This is a genomic window from Spartobacteria bacterium UBA695 (genome assembly GCA_002298145.1).
Classification (GTDB): Bacteria; Verrucomicrobiota; Verrucomicrobiia; order Chthoniobacterales; family Chthoniobacteraceae; genus UBA695.
On the sequence record DBMP01000013.1, the window covers coordinates 237,530 to 255,455 of the forward strand.

Consider the following 17,926-nt stretch of genomic DNA (forward strand, 5'->3'; position numbering starts at 1 on the left):
GAAAGCACTATCGGTAGCCTTTCCAGAGGTAGGCGGGAAGAACAAAGAAAAGGGTGGAAAAAAGGGAACAGGCCACCCCCAGGGCGCAGACGAGCCCCAGGCTGGAGAGAGCGGGATGGTTCGCCCAGGCCAGCGAGCCGAACCCGGCGATGGTGGTCAGGCCGCTCAAGAGCACCGGCTTGATGATGGCGGCCAGCGCATGGCGGGCTTTCTGGCGCACGGCCACCACGACGTAGATCCCGTAATCGACCCCCACCCCGAGCACCAGCGGGAAGGCGAGCACGTTGAAGAGGTTCAGGGAAAGCCCGGCGAGCTTCATTCCGGCGATCATGGCCCCCATGCTCAGGCCGAGGCTGACCATGAGGACTGCCAGCGGGGCCAGGCGGCGGTACATGAAGACGAGCAGGACGACATTGAAGGCCACCATGGCCACGCTCAGGACGACGAGCTTGGTCTTCGCCCACGGCACGAGGTCGCCCATGACGTAGCTCCACCCGGTGAGCCACGGGCGGGCTTCGGGCGTGTCGAGCACGGCGTGGATGGCTTGCTGCTCGGCGGCGTTGCCGATGGTTTTATTCGGCGTGATGTAGGCCGCGCCGACGGTCGGCGTCTGGCCCAGGAAGCGGTCGAGCACGAAGCGCCAGGGGCTCGATTCCGGGAGCGTGGCGCGCCAGTCGAGCGGCGAGCCGTCGCCTGAGCGGATTTTCGCAAAGGCTTCGAGCAAGGCCGAGGCTCCCTGGAGGGCTTCCAGGTCGAAGCCGTTCTCCTCCAGCGCCTTTTGCAGCGCTGCACGGCTGGGAGCCGGGTCGAAGGCGGCGAGCTGGGCGTAGTTATCCGCCAAGCGCGCGGGGGAAAACGCAAACGCGGCTGGCGTGGAGAACCCGGCGATGAGCCCCTGATCCTTGGCGGTCTGCCAGTGGCTTTGCGCGGCGGCCCATTGGTTGTGGAAATCGGCGGCGTCGCGTCCCCGCACGATGGCCAGCACGGGCTCGGCCTTGCCCTGGGTGAGCTTCTCTTTGATGGTGCGCAGCGCAAGACCCGCCCGGCTGCCCGGGGGCTCCAGGGATTGCGGGTTGGCGTCGAAGCGGATGGGCTTTACCGGGAGCGCGGCGAAAACGCTCAGCGCCACCAGGAAGGCCAGCGCGGAAAGCGTCACCGTCCGGGCCGAGGTGAAAAGGCGGTTGATATAGCCCTGCGTGGCGGTGAGGAGGAAATCCTCGCCCCCGGGCTGGTGCTCTCGGCCCACGAACACGAAGAAAAACCCGATCATGAATACCGCCGCGATCAGGATGCCGATGCCGATCAGCACCCCGAGCTGTGCGAAGCCCATCGATTCGCTCAACAGCAGCGAGAGAAACGCGGCGGCGGTGGTCGAGGCCCCGTAGAGGATGCCGCGCCCGATCTTTCCGGAAGAGTCGAGCGAGGACTCCACGTGATCCAGGCCGCAGCGGCGGTTGGCCTGGTAGGTGCCATAGAGGAGCATCCCGAAATCGACCCCCAGGCCGATCAGGATCGAGCAAAGGCCCATCGTCACGACGTTGAGCTTGGTGAAAATCAGCACCCCGGCGGCCACCGCTCCGAGGCAGCAAAGCAGGAGCACCAGCAGGATGGCCCCCAGGGGGCGCACCCGGCGGAACCCGGCGTAAAACACCCCCGAAACCAGCGCCACGGAGCCGAGGATCGTGGCAAACACATCGTACTTCATCCCCGTGTAAAGCTCGCCGACGTAGGCCGTGCGCCCGGTGACGAGGATTTGCGGAGCCGCGCCGCCGGTCCACGCCGCGCGCGCTTTTTGGTTAAAGGCCTCCACCTGGTCCATCAGCGTCCGGCAGCTCTCGGCATCCAGGCTCCCCTGGCGGGTCATGGCGACGACGACCCGCAGCGTGCCGTCGGCCGAGGCCAGCGGGCGGGAGTTATCGAGCGAGGCGGAGAAGGGCTTGAGCGCCGGGGCCACGACCCCAAGCGGGTCCAAGTTCAGCTCCAACTCGGCCTTGGGCGAACCGGCTTCGATCTCCGCCCGCTTGAGGGCGAAGCGGCGCGTGATGGCCTCGGGCGAAAGGGCCTTGAGTGTTTCGGCAAAGGCGGGCGCTTCCTGGTCGAAGAGGAGCGGCACGGCCAGGGTCTGGATTTCGCGCGAGGCCCCGGGGAGGTCCATCGGCGAGCGGTCGAGCACGCGCAGCACCCAGGGCTCCTTGCGCAGGGCATCGCCGAAGTACTCCGCGAAGCCGTCCAGGTCGGCCTCCCCCTTTTCATCATAGAGGCCGAAGGTGATCTCTCGGGCCTGGCTGAATTCGCGGTCGTAGACCTTGAGGGCTTTGACGGAATCGAACCGCTGCGGCAGCAGGTTCAACACATCGGAATCGGCCCGCCCCCGCAGGACGATGATGGCGGTGCAGACCAGTACAAAAACGGTGACCGCCGCGAGGGTCAGGCGCGGGCGCTCTACGAAACATCGGGTAAAACGGCTCTCCGGGCTCATGAAAATAGGAGCCCAACAGTGAGCCTCAAAACGGGCCGGTTGTCACGGGGGAATGGAGGTTCCAGGGGAATTCTCAAGCGAAAGCTCAGGGCCAGTTGCGGAAATCCGTGCCGAATTCCCGGTCGGAAACCTTGCTTTTGACCAGTGTATAGGATCCCTTGCGGAAAACGATCAGCTTCATTTTTGGGGAATCGGATAGCGTATTGACGAATTTGTACTGCGGAAGCGTCTGCACGCGCCTGCCATCGAGAGCGACGATGATGTCCCCCTGCTCCAGTCCGCATTGAAGCAGGCGCGGGTTCTCCTCGGTGATGAGCACGCCTTTTTGGGGCGCGGAGGTGAAGTTTTCCAAACCGACGGATTCGATGCCATCCGGGAAAATGGAGGCGAGGTTTGTTTTGAACTTGGCTGCGTAACCCGGGTTGCTGTCCGCATGCCGCATGTAAAACGACAGCAGCGGCAGCTTGTCTTCGTAGCATTCGTCAATCCTCTGGAAATACGGTTCGGCCTCGCTGGGGTTGCCCATCCGCTCCTGGAGCTTGCCCATCGTGCTCAGACCGCGATAGGAGGGGACCTCGGTGGCGAGCTTGGCAACCTGGAGCGCGCGCTCCTTCTGGCCGTGTTCGAAATAGTAATCCACCAGCCAGCCGCTCTCCGCGGAGATCCAGACGATGTTGGCTTTGTGGTCGATCCCGGCCTGGAAAGCTTCCACGGCCTTTTTCTCCATAGCGTGGAGGCGGTAATACTCCGACAGGGTGAGGTATTGATCCGGATCGAACTGGGCCATGCGCTCAAAGATGCCCGCGCATTCCGGCACATTCTCTTTACAATAATGGGTGTACATCTCCATCGCGCGGAGATGGAAATCCAGGAACGGCCCCAGAATGGAGCGGGCCTGCTCTGGTGTTGCTGTTTTGCCATAGAGCGCTTTCAGATAGGCTTGCGCTACGGGAAATTGCCACGGGGCAATTTCGTAAATTCTCTTTAAATCGCTGGTATCGAGGCGCTGTAAGGCTGGCACAATTTCGCGGCGAACGCTGAAGCGGTAGGCCGTTCCCAGGGGCAGCCCGGGGGAAAACCATTCCGCTTGGGCGGCGAGCGCCCCGGGAATCTTGGCCCACAGCGTTTCGGCAATCCACTCCGGGTGCTGGTGAATGAGTAACTTGGCCTGGGCATCGCCCGTTCGGTCGGGGTGGTGCTTCGTGCTCCAAAAAACATGCAACAAGGGGGAAAGGGTCAGCCTTGAGAAAAGATGGCTTATGGAAACCTCGTACTTTACCGCCTCGTCCGGCTGCATCTTGGATTCGCGCAGGAAAAAGTCGGTCCGTGCGGCGGTGTGGACGAGGTGGCGCTGGAAGAACTGGGCCCACGCGCCGTCATCGATGGGGACAAGCTTCCATTCCCCTTTTTCATCCTTCTGCACCGGGCCGCCGGGGTCTTTGTTGAGCACTTTGGCGAGGTTATCGGCGTTGAGCTGCATCGTCTTGCTCTCCGGGAAAACCGCTTCCGTCTCGGTCAGCAGCAGTTTGAGGGACGGGGCGGTGTACCGGTGGCCGGAGCTGACGCTGAAGTCAAACTGGAGCAGGATGTTACACCAGTCCGAGACCTGCTCGGGGGAAGTTTTCCAAAGCTCCTCTCCGGCGATATCCGGGGAGACGGCCTCGCACTTGGCGCGGAAATACTCGATACGCTCTAGCAAGCTTGCACTGCCCCGCTTTTCCAGCACCCGCCAATCCCTCCGGTTGCGCATCAGCGCGGCGTTGATCCACGGGGCGAGCTCCGGGTTATTGCGCTCGCGCAGCCGGGCGATGCGCTCCTCGCTATCCACTTTGGTATCTGCTTCCAGGCTGGTGAGCAACTGGGCGATTTCCCCGGCCTCGGAGAGCGCCTCGGCTCCGCGCAGCGCCCGGGCCAGGGCGAGATGGGCCGTGGTGCGGTTGCAGAAGCCCTCGGGGTTCCATAATGCGCCGGAGTTTTCCCGCAGCCCCAGCACCCCCACGACGAGCGCCGCCTGTTCGTGGGCTTCCGGAGAAAGCGGGTGGGCGCTCAGCATGGCCGAAACGCGCTGGTTTTCCCGCTGGATGTTGGAGGGCAGCGGTGCCACGAGGGTGCGTACCGCGCTTTCGTGAACTGTGATCCCGTCAGCGTTCCCGGCCAGGCCCAGCTGATCCAGCAGCGCTCGGGCGGCGGGTTGATAGGCTACCGGGTCCCAGATGGACCCCGTAATATCCACCGGCACGCTGGCTGCCTCCGCGATGCCCGGGAGATGCACGCGTGCCACGTAGTGATACCCACCCGCGTCCGCCGGGAGGCTTTGCAGCTCCAGGGCGTTGGCCGCCAGGGGGGTGTGGGCCTTGGCGAAAACGGCCATTTCAGCGATGTCATGGAGGATCGACTGGACGATCCATGCCGGTTCATTTTGGGCCGTCGAGGTGGGTTCGGGCCGCGTTTGCGGGGTGGGTTCAGCCTGGGGCGATTGGGGAGCGGGGGTGCGGTCGCAGGCGGCGAGCATCGCGGCGGCAAAAAAGGCCAGGGCGGCGCGGGGAATCAATAAATCCATGAAAAAATCCGTTGTTGGTGTTAAACAAGCGTTCCAATTGGCCTGATCCTAGGAGCCGGATGCCTGTTTTTAAAGGAATTTTGCTAGGATTTTCCCCGGGGGCGCCCCTTGAATTGCCTCAAGGGCTTCCAGAGGGGATGAAATTTTCCGGTTGCATCTTGGCCAAACCCCGTCAAGGATAACGGACCTTTTTATGTCCACTGATCGCAAAGTCGTCATTACCGGAATCGGAGTTCTTACCCCGATTGGCAAAGATCTCGCGTCCTTCTGGGATTCCCTGAAGAACGGACGCAGCGGCATCGACCTTATCAGCGCGTTCGACACAACTGACTTCGATACCAAAATCGCGGGCGAAGTGAAGGACTTCAATGCCACGCCGTTCTTCAACAACCCGAAGGACGCGCGCCGCACCGACCGCTTCTCCCAGTTCGCCATGGCCGCGGCCAAGATGGCGATTGCTGACAGCGGCATCGACCTTGGCAAAGTGGATCTCACCCGCTTCGGCACCATCGTCGGTAGCGGTATCGGCGGCCTCCAGACTCTCTGCGACCAGCACACCATCTTGATGAACAAGGGCCCGAAGCGGATTAGCCCCTTCATGATCCCCATGATGATCAGCAACATGGCCAGCGGCCTGGTCTCCATGGAATTCGGCCTCGCGGGCCCCAACTTCTCCACCACCTCGGCCTGTGCCACTGCCTGCCACGCCGTGGGCGAAGCCTGGCGCATGATCCAGCACGGGGAAGCCGATATTTTCGTTTGCGGCGGTGCGGAAGCCACGGTCGTCCCGATCGGGATGGCGGGCTTCTCTGCCATGAAAGCCCTCTCCACCCGTAACGACGAGCCCCAGCGCGCCTCCCGTCCGTTCGACAAAGACCGCGACGGCTTCGTCATGGGCGAAGGCTCAGGCATCCTCGTCATCGAGGAGCTCGAACACGCCAAGAAGCGCGGCGCCCGCATTTACTGCGAACTCGCCGGTTACGGCCTGAGCGCCGACGCCTACCACATGACCTCTCCGCTCCCCGAAGGCGAGGGCGCGGCCCGGTGTATGCGCATGGCCCTCGAAAAGAGCGGCATCACCCCCGAGGAAGTCGACTACGTCAACGCGCACGGCACCTCCACGGGCATGGGCGATATTTGCGAAACCAAGGCGATCAAAGCCGTCTTTGGCAACCACGCCAAGAACGGCCTCATGGTCTCCTCCACCAAATCCATGACCGGCCACCTTCTGGGCGCCGCCGGTTCCGTGGAAATGGCCGCCTGCATCCTGGCTCTCACTCAGGGCATCGTGCCGCCGACCATCAACCTCGACGAGGCCGACCCCGAGTGCGATCTCGACTACGTCCCGAAGGTCGCCCGCGAGCACAAAGTGCGCGTGGCTGTGAACAACTCCTTCGGCTTCGGCGGGCACAACGCCACGCTGGTCGCCAAGACCTTCGAGGGCTAACCCCTCCCGCGCCTTGAAACGCGCCACACGGGCTGCCTGGTTCACCCGTAGAACGGCCATTCTCCTATGGGTGGCCGGTTGGTTCTGGCTGGCGGCGGCCATCCTCGTCCCCGTCAGCCTTTCCGTGACCCGCGCCGGGAGCGTCGCCTTGATCGGCCTGCTCTACGCCGGGACGCTCGCCCTCTGGTGGCGCGTTCGCTGGCTGCGCTGGAGCGTGTTGGCCGTGGGTGCGCTCTGCGCTGCGTTTTTCTTTCTCCCGGGGCGCGAGGATTACAACCGCTTCGAGCTTCGCGAGGAAGTCGCCCGCTCGGTGGCCCGGTACGAAGGAGTGCGCTACGTCTGGGGCGGCGAGAATTGGCTCGGCGTGGACTGCTCCGGGCTCATTCGCCGGGGAGCCGTCGAAGGCCTGGCCTGGCAGGGGCTCGCGACGCTCAACCCGCACCTCCTCCGGCTCTCCGTGGCCCTCTGGTGGCGAGATCTCTCCGCCAGCGAGATGGCGAGCGGCAACGTCAAGACCATCCGCAAAGTTTGCGAAGCCCCGACGCTCGACGCCCTCAAGGACAAAAACCTCCACATGGGGGATTTCGCCGTCACGCGCGACGGAGCCCATGTAATGGCCTACGTGGGCGGCCACGTTTGGATGGAGGCCGACCCCGAGCCGAGCAAATGGAAAGTCGTCCGGCTACGGATGGGGAAGGACAAAAGCGCCTGGTTTCAGACCCCCGTAACCGTACTCCGCTGGCGCTGCCTGGAGCTGCCGCGCCGGTAAAAAATCAGCAACGCAGAAAAAGAAGCTCTGTGTTTTTCCTGAGTTCCTGATGAATTCTTTCCCAGAACCGCCCCCGCGCCGTCATTGACGCCGCTGTTTTCCCCCTCTAGAATCCCCGTTTTTGCCGATCTGATGATCCTAACGCCGAGCGAGAAAAAGCTGGTGGCCTTCCTGTTGCTTTTGACCATGGTCGGGAGCATGGTATGGCTTTATCGCCACCGGCGGCGGGCGGAGCATCCGGCGGCGGTCCAAATTTATGCAGAAAACTGGTTTTATAGAAGCGCTTGAGCAGGCCATCGCGGCTGATCCGCGCTATGACAAGGAAGCTTATCTCTTTTTGCAGGATGCCCTCGATTTCACGATGAAATCCCGCAAAAAGCAGAAAACCGAGCTTTCCCGCCACGTCACCGGGCAGGAACTCCTGGAAGGCATCCGGCAGCACGCGCTTAAGGAATACGGCCCCATGGTACTGACCGTCTTCGAGGCCTGGGGTATCCACCGCTGCGACGATTTTGGCGAAATGGTCTTCAACCTGATCCGCGTCGGCATTTTCGGCAAAACCGACAGCGACACCATCGACGACTTCCGCAACGGGTACGACTTCCGCGAGGCCTTCGTCGTCCCCTTCTTGCCGGAAAACCGGACCACACCGCCCAAGGAAACCGTTCAGCAATCCTGACCCGGGGACCGCGTCCCGCTCCACCTCCCCCCCCGCATGCTAGAGTTTCCCGTTTCCACCGTTCGCCAATGGACCCTCCCCAACGGGCTGGTCATCCTGGTCGAAGAAGATCACTCGACCCCCGTCGCCAGCGTCCAGGCTTGGTGCGAAACCGGCTCCATCCATGAGGGCGAATGGCTCGGCGCGGGCCTCTCCCACATCCTGGAGCACATGCTCTTTAAGGGAACCGCCACGCGCGGCCCCGGCGAGATCGCCCAGAGCGTGCAGAACGCTGGCGGCTACATCAACGCCTACACCTCCTTCGACCGCACCGTCTACTGGATCGACATCCCGAGCCGGGGCGTCCCCACCGCCATCGACATCCTCGCCGATGCGATGATGAACTCCACCCTGCCCGAGGCCGAGTACGTCAAAGAGCAGGAAGTGATCCGGCGCGAATTCGCCATGAGCCAGGACGACCCCGACCGCGTCAGCTCCAAGAACCTCTTCGCCACCGCCTACCGCCGCCACCCCTACCGGCACCCGGTCATTGGCCACCTCGACATCTACAACCGGCTCACGCGCGAAGATGTGCTGCGGTATTACAAAGCCCGCTACGTCCCCAATAACCTTTTCTTCGTCATCACCGGCGATGTCGATGCCCAGACCGTTCGCGACCAGCTCGCGGCGCTTTTCGAGGCCTATCCGCGCCAGCCGTTGCCGCCCGTCTACATCCCGCAGGAGCCGCCGCAGCTGGGTCGCCGCGAAGAACACGCCGAGTTCCCCACGGAGCTCTCGCGGCTCGAAATCGCCTGGCACATCCCCGAACTGACCCACCCCGACGTTCCCGCGCTCGACCTCCTTTCCCTCATCCTGGGCGACGGCCGCTCCAGCCGCCTCCACCGCCGCGTGCGCGAGGAGCTGAGCCTCGTCCACGGCCTCCAAGCCTGGTGCTACACGCCCGGCCAGCCGGGGCTCTTCGGCGTCGAGGCCATGATGGACCCCGACCGCCGCGACGCCGCGATCCAGGAGATCCTGGCTGTCATCGAACGCTTCAAAGAAGACGGCGCCGGATCGGGCGAACTGGCCAAGGCCGCCCGCCAGGCCCTCTCCGGGCAGATCAACAACCTCGTTACCACGCGCGGCCGCGCCGCCGACCTCGGCTCGAACTGGCAACTCACCCGCAGCTGCGACTTCACCCGCGACTACCTTGCCGCCATCCAGCGCGTTACCCCGAACGACCTCGTGCGCGTGGCGCGGACCTATTTTACCGAAGCCAACCTTACCCTTACCTCCCTGGAGCCCCCCGCCGCGCTCCGAAAAGAGGCTCGGCAAGCCGCCCCGGCGCCCGTCCCGACCGTGCAGAAATTCGAGCTCTCCAACGGCTTGCGCCTGCTCGTTCGCGAAGACCCACGGCTGCCGATCGTCTCCGCCGTCGCCTGCTTCAAAGCGGGTCTCCTGGCCGAAACGCCCGAGCGCAACGGCATCTCGCGCCTTTATTCCCACGTCCTGCCGAAAGGCACCGAAACCCGTTCGGCCGACGAAATCGCCGAGGAGATCGAGTCCCTTGGCGGCGGCATCGGCGCGGAGGCCGGGAACAACTCCTTCTGCGTCTCCGTCAAAATCATGCAGCCCGACCTGGAAGCCGGGCTCGGTCTGCTGGCCGACGTCCTGCTCCATCCCACCTTCCCCGAGAAGGAAATCGCCCGGGAAAAAGAAGCCCAGGCCGCCTCGCTCAAGGCCGAGGACGAAGAGCCGACCGTCGTAGCCCGCAATCTGATGCGGCGCACCCTCTACCCGGGCCACCCCTACGGAATGCGCTCCGGCGGATCGCCCGAAACCGTCGCCTCCCTGGAGCGCAGCCAACTGCTTGCCTTTCACCGCCAATACGCCGTCGCGCGCAACGGCGTCCTGGCCGTCTTCGGCGCCGTCAAAGCCGGGGAAGTCCTCGCGCTGGCAGAACGCTATTTCGCCGGGCTCCCGGAAGGGGAACTGGCCCTGAAAGCCCCGCTGCAACCGCCCGCGCTGTCCGGCGTGCAAGCCGTCGAGGAGTTCAAACCGAAAGAACAAGCCATCGTCATGGCCGGGTTCCGTGGGCTGGACTTGTTTGACCCGCGCCGCCATGCCCTAGAACTGATCGAGGAAGCGTGCAGCGACTTGGGCTCGCGGTTTTTCAACCGGATTCGCGAGAAGCTCGGCCTCGCCTACTTTGTCGGGGCAAGCCAGGCCACGGGACTCGTTCCCGGCCCGTTTGTCTTTTACCTCGGCACCGATCCCGCGAAAGTCGAGCTGGTCAAAACCGAGTTCCTGGACGAAATCCGCTCCCTGGCCACCGACGGCTTGAGCGCGGAAGAACTATCCCGGGCCAAAGCCAAACTGCTCGGCCAGGAAGCGCTGCGTAGCCAGAGCAACGACTCCCTGGCGCACGAATGCGCGCTCGACGAACTCTACGGCCTAGGCTTTGACGAATTCACCCACCTGGCCGAGCGGATCGAAGCCGTGAGCTTGGAGGACGTGCGCGAGCTGGCGCAGAGCCTCTTTGGGACGCCGAACTACGTCCTGGCCGTCGTCCGTCCGTGAGATAGGGCGGACGGGGGAGGGGGACGCTATTTGCCTTATCCCAAAACGCCGCATTGGCCGAGCCCCCGTATTGGCTTGCGAAGGCAACAAGATCATTGAACGATCATCAAGAATGGGGGAGCGGACCGAGATTCTTGCTGGGCTACTACATTGTTCACCATCTTTGCGGCAACAGGGAGCACTTTGGTCCGCCTTTGTCAAAAATCGCACCTTACAAGCATCTATTGGCGAAACTGTTTGGGACTGATTCCGTTCTGTTGCCGGAATTTTCTGGCAAAATAGCCCGCATCGAGAAATCCCGCTTTGTAGGCCACTTCGGCAATGGATAGCCGCGGATCGCGAAGCAGTTCTTTGGCTCGTTCTAATTTTCGGGCAGTAAGGTATTCTCCCGGAGTCAGATTAAAATGCTGGTGAAAGAGTCGGCAAATGTGTGAGTAGCTGCCTCCCAAACTCGTCAGTAATTGCTGAATGCTCCCGGTATTTTCAGTTTGGCGATCCAATAAGTCTTTGGCTGCATAGGCCCACTGGGCGCCGTGGTCGCCGGTCTTTGTTTTTTGAGTTTTTTTCCAAAGCAGGTGGATTAACAGTTCCAGGAATATTCCTCGGCATCTTGCCTGCTGAAAATCGTCACCAGTCTGCCATTGCAAGAAGAGTGTCTCCAGCATGGCCGGAGTGGCACCGTCCATTGGAACCCGTCCTTTAAAGCAGGATTGAGGAACATACTTTGGTGTGGGGACAATTAAGTTTAGTTTCGGCCGTTTGGGGTGATAGGAACAAAACGGATGAGCGGGCATGGTCTTTTCCGTGACCCAATCGAAATGGATGCACGAGCGGAAAACTTTACGGCTGATCGGCATGCTCACATGGAGTTTTGCCGGCGGAATGATGATGAACATTCCTTCGCTGAGGTCTTCTGTGCATTCTTCAAACTGCACTCGACACGTCCCCTTGGACACCCAAACGAGTTCGTGGTCGTAGAGGTAGCGGGCGGGTTCCACAAACCCGGTTCGCCATTCGCCTCGCCATAGTGTGTTGAGCCTCGGGGAGATGCGTTCAAGCCATTTCAACGTTGGCATTAGCTATGACTTACCACACCGGAGGTCTCTTTGTCACTGATCAGTTTTGTTACATTAAAAGCATTTTTGTCCTATTGCGGGTTCATTTTGAAGGAGGGATTTTATGATCACAACACTCTCCCATTCTCATTTTCATACCACAATGGCAGCTCTCCCTATTAATTCTTGGTATCAGCGATGCTTTCGCCGTCTGCTGGTCGACATGCACATTCCGGACTGGGATGAACGCTTTTTGAGCCAGCTTAATTCCGATGACTATGCGCGGACGATCCAGAGCGGAAAGATCACTAGTACGATGCTCTATTGCAATTCGCACGTGGGCCTCGCGCTGTATCCGTCAAAGGTAGGGCCGATTCATGCCGCGCTCAGAAAAGGGGGCTTTGTCGGGGAGGTGCTAAATCATTGCCATCAAAATGGCGTTGCGGTGGTGGCTTATTATAGCGCCATATATAACAACGCGCTTTTTTTGGAAAATCCAGACTGGCGCATTCAGCCCAAGGGCGGCGAGACGATTTATGATGCGAGCCGTTACGGGGTTTGTTGCCCCAATTCACCTTACCGTAATTTCGCCGTGGCCCAAACGGAGGAAATCTGCCGCGAATACCCGTTTGACGGCATTTTCTTCGATATGCTTTTCTGGCCGTACATTTGCTACTGCCCTCATTGCCGTAAGCGATTCAAAGAAGAGGAAGGCAAGGATCTCCCCACGACGATTGATTGGAATAACCCCACGTGGATGGCGTTCCAGCATGCCCGCGAGCGCTGGATGAGTGAAATGGCGGCGCTTCTAACAGACGCGGTGCGCCGCACGCGCCCTTCGATGACGGTGACGCATCAGATGAGCCCCGTATTGCATGACTGGCGTTTCGGAATGCCGTTTTCGCTGACGGATCATTGCGACTATACAAGCGGCGACTTTTACGGGCCGGCTATTCAGCAAAGCCTTGTTTGCAAACTCTTCGAAAGCATTAGCGTTCGCAAACCATTTGAGTTCCACACCTCGCGCTGCATGGATTTGCGTGATCACGTGACCATGAAAAGCGTCGTGCGGCTCGAAACGCAGGCGTCCCTGGCTCCGGCACACGCCAGCGCCTTTATGTTTATCGACGGCATTGATCCCGTGGGTACGCTCAACCAAGGAGTCTACCAGCGCATCGCCGATATTTTCTCCAGGATGGCCCGGTATGAAAAGACGCTCGGCGGCGATCTGGTGGCCGACGTGGCTATTTACATGAGTTCTGAGTCGCGGTTCGACTTTCGCGAAAACGGGCATGATGTGAGTGTCTATACGCGGCAGGCCGATAATATGGCGGCCCTCTTTTCCGTTCCCCACTTGGATGCAGTGAAGGGAGCGGCTCAATCATTGCAAGAGGCTCACATTCCCTATGCGGTAGTAACAAAGCGAAATCTTGATCGCTTGAGCGATTACAAGGTGATCATCTTACCTAATGTTCTCGTGATGACAGACGAGGAGATCGCGGCGCTACGTGAGTATGTCCTCCAAGGTGGCGCTATCTATGCCAGCGGCTATTCCAGCCTTGTGGATATCACGGGAATCGAGCGGCCCGACTTTGGGTTGGCTGACGTTCTTGGCGTTTCCAAACAGGCGGCTATGCATTACGATCTCGCCTTTATTTCCCCCTGCGATCCTTGTTTGGCTGCACTAGCCAACCCCCAGGAACATCTTTCGCACGAAGGAGGCTATCTTTCCATTCGGGCAAATTCTGCCAAGCCGCTGGCCACCATGACCTTGCCATGGTATCCCAAACACGAAGGCACGGTATTCAATCCATCTTTTGCGAGCATTCACAGCACGCCTCCCGGGCCGACCGGCACGATGCCTGGCATTACCTGGAACCGCTACGGGGAAGGGTACGCCTGCTATGCCGCTGGAGCTATCGAGGCCGAGACTCATGAAATCAACAGGGTTCTCTTCGGCCATCTGGTGCGCCGCCTTCTGGACGGCACTCAACAGGTGGAGGCCGATGCGGCTCGCTTTGTCGAGATCACTGTCTTTGAGAAGTCTTTGGAAAATCGCATCAACATTAGCCTTGTCTCGCTCAACGACCGGGAGGAGGTGCTGCCCAGCGATGGAAAAATCCGAATTCGCTTAACCGGCGGACGCCGCCCCGTGGCGGTGCGCATGTTGCCGGAAGGGACGCCCGTTCAGTGGCAAGTGAACCACACCGGAACGGTTGAGTTCGCCTTTCACGATTTTCGCATCTTCAGCCAATACGAACTGGAATACGCCACTCTTTAGATCACTCCAAACAACTATCCTCCCTATGAATACCAAAACACTTGCAGAACTAGCATTGGAACAAGGCAAAGGCATTGTGCACCTTGCCCCGACATGGGTTCCTCGTTTTTATTGCGTTCCGGGACGTCGCATCAAGCTGCATCCCGATGACTATTATGCTCTCGGCAGCGCCCGCGGCGGCATTGATGAACGCTGGCTCTCCTCCACTACCCCTGCGGATAACGGCCCGCTCACGGCGCCGAATGAGGGCATGAGTTTCATCGTGTTTGAAGACCAGGGCCGGACCAAAACAATTCTGCTTCGAGACGCGGTTGAGGAGCTGAAAGGGGCTCTTGTAGGCGAAAGAATCTGGAATGAGCACCACTCCTGGCCCATGTTCTCGAAGTTCTACGATAACATGGGGGCGTTGCCTCACCATGTGCATCATCGGGATCAACACGCCAAACTCGTCGGCCAGCATGGTAAACCTGAGGCGTACTATTTTTCGCCTCAGATGAACAATCATGGCGGCGATTTTCCGTATACATTTTTCGGGCTGGAGCCGGGAACCACCAAAGCACAGGTGCGGGAGGCTCTGGTCAACTTCACTAAGGGCGACAACAAGCTCACGAATCTTTCCAAAGCTTACCGGCTGGAACCTGGAACCGGCTGGGATGTGCCTCCCGGTATTCTCCATGCTCCTGGCAGCCTTTGCACTTACGAGCCGCAGCGTAATTCGGATGTCTATGCGATGTACCAGTCGCTCGTGGGGAATCAACTGATTCAGGAAGAACTGCTCTGGAAGGATACGCCTCCGGAACGCAAAGGCGACTTTGATTATCTTGTTGAAGTTATTGACTGGGAGGCCAACGTCGATCCCGATTTTGCTGCCCACCACTTCATGCTTCCCAGGCTCGTCAAGCCGCTAGAGGAGATGAAAGGCTACGTGGAGAAGTGGGTCTGTTACCGTTCTCACGCTATTAGCGCCAAGGAACTCACCGTGCTTCCCGGTCAGACGGTGACCATCACAGACCAGGCCGCCTACGGGATCATCCTTGTCCAGGGGCATGGTTCGCTGGGTGCGTGGCAGGTCGATACCCCAACGCTGATTCGATATGGCCAACTGACATCGGATGAATTTTTCGTTAGCGAGAAAGCGGCGAGGGAGGGGGTCGTCATTACCAATCCGTCGCCCACCGATCCCTTGGTCATGTTGAAACACTTTGGTCCCGAGAATCCCGAACTGAACGTCGAGGCCTAACTACAATGGAGCCCACCGTTTGCCTGGGACAGAATTCCTGGAAAGTCACGAGCAATCGCGTCGAGGTCTTTGTTACCCGGCAAGGTGGGCACATGGCCCCTGTGCGGTTTCAACTTCCGCACAAGGTGGTGGAGCCGTACGCCGTGGCTCCCTGGGCTGAAGAATGCCCGGATGCCACGGGGGTTCCGCTGCTTCAGTCACTGCGAGGCGACTTCTTCTGTCTTCCATTCGGGGGAAATGAAAAGCCGTATCGTGGGAAAAGTTTTCCACCACACGGAGAAACCGCGAACGGGCCGTGGCACTTCGAGTCGCTTCAAACCGACGAGAACCGTGCTACCTTGCATTTGTCTCTCTCGTCGAAAGTTCAACCGGGCCGTGTGGATAAGTTCATTCAGGTTCGCAACGACCAGACCGTTCTTTACTGCCGCGATGTCATTTCCGGCATGAGCGGACGGTTTCCGCTGGGCCACCACGCCCTGCTTAAAATGCCAGTGAAAGCGGAATCCGCCATTGTAAGCGCTAGTAACATTCGATATGCTCAAGTGTTGCCGACGCCTTTTGAAAATCCGGCGCAGGGCGGCTACAGCCGATTGAAACCAGGGGCCGTGTTTTCGCGATTGGACCAGGTTCCATCCCTCTACGAAAACACCGTGGATATCAGCCGCCAGCCCACCGGCAAAGGCTTTGACGATCTGGTTATGCTTGTCCACGACGCGCATCCAGATTTCGCATGGACGGCGGTCACGTTTCCACAACAACGCTACGTCTGGTTCGCCCTGAAAGATCCCCGGGTGCTGCGTTCAACGGTATTGTGGATGTCCAATGGAGGCCGCTATTATACGCCGTGGAATGGCAGACATGAACGCGTGCTCGGGGTGGAAGATGTCACGGCCTATTTCCATTATGGGGCGGCGGAATCGGTCCGCTCCAATCCGATCAGCCAACAGGGCTTTGCAACGTCCGTACCGTTGCGCCCGAATTGCCCATTTGCCGTCAACTACATCATGGCTGTGGCCGAAATCCCGGCGGGATTTCGGAAAGTTCGCAGCATCGTTCCCTGCAAGAATCATGTCTCATTGGTTTCGACCGACAATCACCGCATTTCGGTTCCTGTCGATATCACGGTCCTCTTCAACGGGGCTCACTAGTGTCATTATGAGATGAGTCGGCTCGCGTTTCAGTGCCGCTCTTGTTTCCGCCAATGAAAATAGATCTTGAGGAAAAACAGAGCGGCAATGATCTCGAATACTGCGGACCACAGGAACACGTATCGGTAGTTCTTGATCAAATCGAAAAAAGTTCCAACGGCCATGGAAAAAAAGAAACAGGTCACGCTGGAGGTGATTTGATTGGCCGAGCAAAACTGCCCTAACTTTTCGCGCGGAAAAACTTCGACGGTTATCGCAGAAAGGCAGATTCCGAAAGGGAAACTGATGAGTGTTGTAAAAGCGATGCACAACAGCAGCGAGAGTTGGTCTTTTAGAAAAAAAAACGAAACGATGTTGGAAATACCCCAGATCAGCAGGACCGGCGCGATCATTCGGATCGGGTTTAGATAGTCGATCAGTTTTCCCAGGGGATACGCGAGAGGAACCACGAGCAGTGCGGGCCACGACCTCATTTTGCCGACGGTGTCCAAGCTAAGCCCCAAATCGTGTTGAAAGTAAAAGATCTGGTACATATTGCTCAAATTCCCAATTTGAAACAAAGCATTGGCTCCGAAAAACCAGAGAAAATAGGAGCTACTGAAACACTCGATAAAGTAGAGTCGAATAGGAGCAAAGATGTTGCCTTTTTTGCGAGGCTGGGGAGCGGGATAACTGCCTTCCTTAACTTTCCAGAGAGTCACTAGGTACACCGTAGCAAAGCAGAGCGCGCAGCCCACGAAAATAGACTTCATGTGGGTCTCCGCAAGCCCGAAGAAATAGTAGTTCCACACAAAGTTCACCACCGTTGAGACCACTTTGGTCAACGCAGTGAAGCGGCCCAGCATCGCGACGGGAACCACATCCCAAAAATAATAGGAGAAGAGCGCTTGGAGAACGCTATTGAAAACGGCGTACACAAAATAGCAAAGTCCGACAAACAGGATCACCCCATTCACATGCCCCGCTCCTGCAAAGGCCGTTAGAATAGGTATCTTTGCCAGATAGTGAAAAAAATCGGGCATGAAGGGAATGCCTGCTAAAAAAAGAGCGCAAAACGGGGTGGCAACCAGCAGAAAGGGCCGCCGACGCCCGAGGGGGTGGCGAAAGCGATCCGAATAGGTGCTGATTACGGGATTGATCCATATGGTTCCAATCCCCACTAAAGTCGAAAGATAGAGGGCAATTTCTTTATTGCTGGCTCCGCAGGATTTGAGGATCAATGGCGTCAGATTCGGAGCAACCTGCTCCATTAGCATAAAACAGGCATCGTTCCAGAAGAGCCAAAAGAACAGCATGAAGAGGCCCGCTTTGGTGTACTGTAACGTGCCGACCTTAAGTGAATCGTCTGCCTTAATCGCCGAGGGCGAATCGGGCTCGGCCGCTGTGGAAACAGTGCTAGCCGAAGATGGACGGGCATTTTTTATTTCTGGAGCTTGGCTCATACGAGAGGGAGAGAACTCAATCGATGGAGGGATCTTTGGATTTATTGACGCATTGCACAAGTTATTTCTTGTCATTATTCCCCTAGTGGTGTTAAAGAAACAAAAAGCTGATCCGGCTGGCAACTTGAGGCACTCAACTGCTTGCACTACAGACCCAACCGGCGCGCTGAATATCCCCCGTTTCTCCCGTCATTTCGTCCATCAATCTGTTCATGTTTACGCTTCGAACATTTCCCCTCGATCTCAACGGAACGTCGAAACGTGTCG

Annotated in this window: 11 protein-coding genes; 7 read left to right on the forward strand and 4 right to left on the reverse strand. The window is 59.1% G+C overall.

The window, feature by feature from the left end; translation table 11 throughout:
• Positions 1 to 7: 7 nt before the first annotated feature.
• Together B2828_RS07305 and B2828_RS07310 are read right to left on the reverse strand one after the other, a co-directional pair.
• Complete coding sequence (locus tag B2828_RS07305) at positions 8 to 2,479, reverse strand: MMPL family transporter (RefSeq protein WP_479633050.1); 2,472 nt, start codon at positions 2,477 to 2,479, stop codon at positions 8 to 10.
• Between the two features lie 85 nt (positions 2,480 to 2,564).
• A complete protein-coding gene (locus B2828_RS07310; protein ID WP_479633051.1) occupies positions 2,565 to 5,039 on the reverse strand; it encodes a hypothetical protein in 2,475 nt (824 codons plus the stop codon).
• A 193-nt stretch (positions 5,040 to 5,232) separates the two neighbouring features.
• Here B2828_RS07310 and fabF point away from each other — a divergent pair, with 193 nt between their 5' ends.
• The 4 genes from fabF to B2828_RS07330 all read left to right on the forward strand — a co-directional run bounded on the left by fabF (position 5,233) and on the right by B2828_RS07330 (position 10,493).
• Positions 5,233 to 6,486 carry a beta-ketoacyl-ACP synthase II gene (fabF, locus tag B2828_RS07315; RefSeq protein WP_479633052.1) on the forward strand — a complete coding sequence of 418 codons (1,254 nt, stop codon included), beginning with the start codon at positions 5,233 to 5,235 and terminating at the stop codon, positions 6,484 to 6,486.
• A 13-nt stretch (positions 6,487 to 6,499) separates the two neighbouring features.
• Entirely contained in the window at positions 6,500 to 7,255 is a 756-nt protein-coding gene (locus B2828_RS07320; protein WP_479633053.1) for a C40 family peptidase, read from the forward strand.
• A gap of 256 nt (positions 7,256 to 7,511) precedes the next feature.
• Positions 7,512 to 7,934, forward strand: a complete 423-nt coding sequence (locus B2828_RS07325; RefSeq protein WP_479633054.1) for a Minf_1886 family protein — start codon at positions 7,512 to 7,514, stop codon at positions 7,932 to 7,934.
• Between the two features lie 36 nt (positions 7,935 to 7,970).
• Positions 7,971 to 10,493, forward strand: a complete 2,523-nt coding sequence (locus tag B2828_RS07330) for a M16 family metallopeptidase (protein WP_479633055.1) — start codon at positions 7,971 to 7,973, stop codon at positions 10,491 to 10,493.
• A gap of 221 nt (positions 10,494 to 10,714) precedes the next feature.
• On the opposite strand, the gene B2828_RS07335 is transcribed toward B2828_RS07330, so the two are convergent.
• The gene (locus tag B2828_RS07335; RefSeq protein ID WP_479633057.1) at positions 10,715 to 11,569 is read right to left on the reverse strand and encodes a helix-turn-helix transcriptional regulator; all 855 of its coding nucleotides are present in this window, start codon (positions 11,567 to 11,569) and stop codon (positions 10,715 to 10,717) included.
• 103 nt (positions 11,570 to 11,672) lie between these two features.
• Here B2828_RS07335 and B2828_RS07340 point away from each other — a divergent pair, with 103 nt between their 5' ends.
• From B2828_RS07340 to B2828_RS07350, 3 genes are read left to right on the forward strand one after another with little or no spacing between them, the layout of a single operon-like run.
• On the forward strand, positions 11,673 to 13,829 hold the full coding sequence (locus B2828_RS07340) for an alpha-amylase family protein (protein ID WP_479633058.1): 2,157 nt from the start codon (positions 11,673 to 11,675) through the stop codon (positions 13,827 to 13,829).
• Between the two features lie 25 nt (positions 13,830 to 13,854).
• Positions 13,855 to 15,069: a hypothetical protein gene (locus B2828_RS07345; protein WP_479633059.1), complete on the forward strand. Its 1,215-nt coding sequence runs from the start codon at positions 13,855 to 13,857 to the stop codon at positions 15,067 to 15,069.
• A 5-nt stretch (positions 15,070 to 15,074) separates the two neighbouring features.
• Complete coding sequence (locus B2828_RS07350; protein WP_479633060.1) at positions 15,075 to 16,217, forward strand: hypothetical protein; 1,143 nt, start codon at positions 15,075 to 15,077, stop codon at positions 16,215 to 16,217.
• A 29-nt stretch (positions 16,218 to 16,246) separates the two neighbouring features.
• On the opposite strand, the gene B2828_RS07355 is transcribed toward B2828_RS07350, so the two are convergent.
• Entirely contained in the window at positions 16,247 to 17,659 is a 1,413-nt protein-coding gene (locus tag B2828_RS07355; protein WP_479633061.1) for an MFS transporter, read from the reverse strand.
• Positions 17,660 to 17,926: the final 267 nt, after the last annotated feature.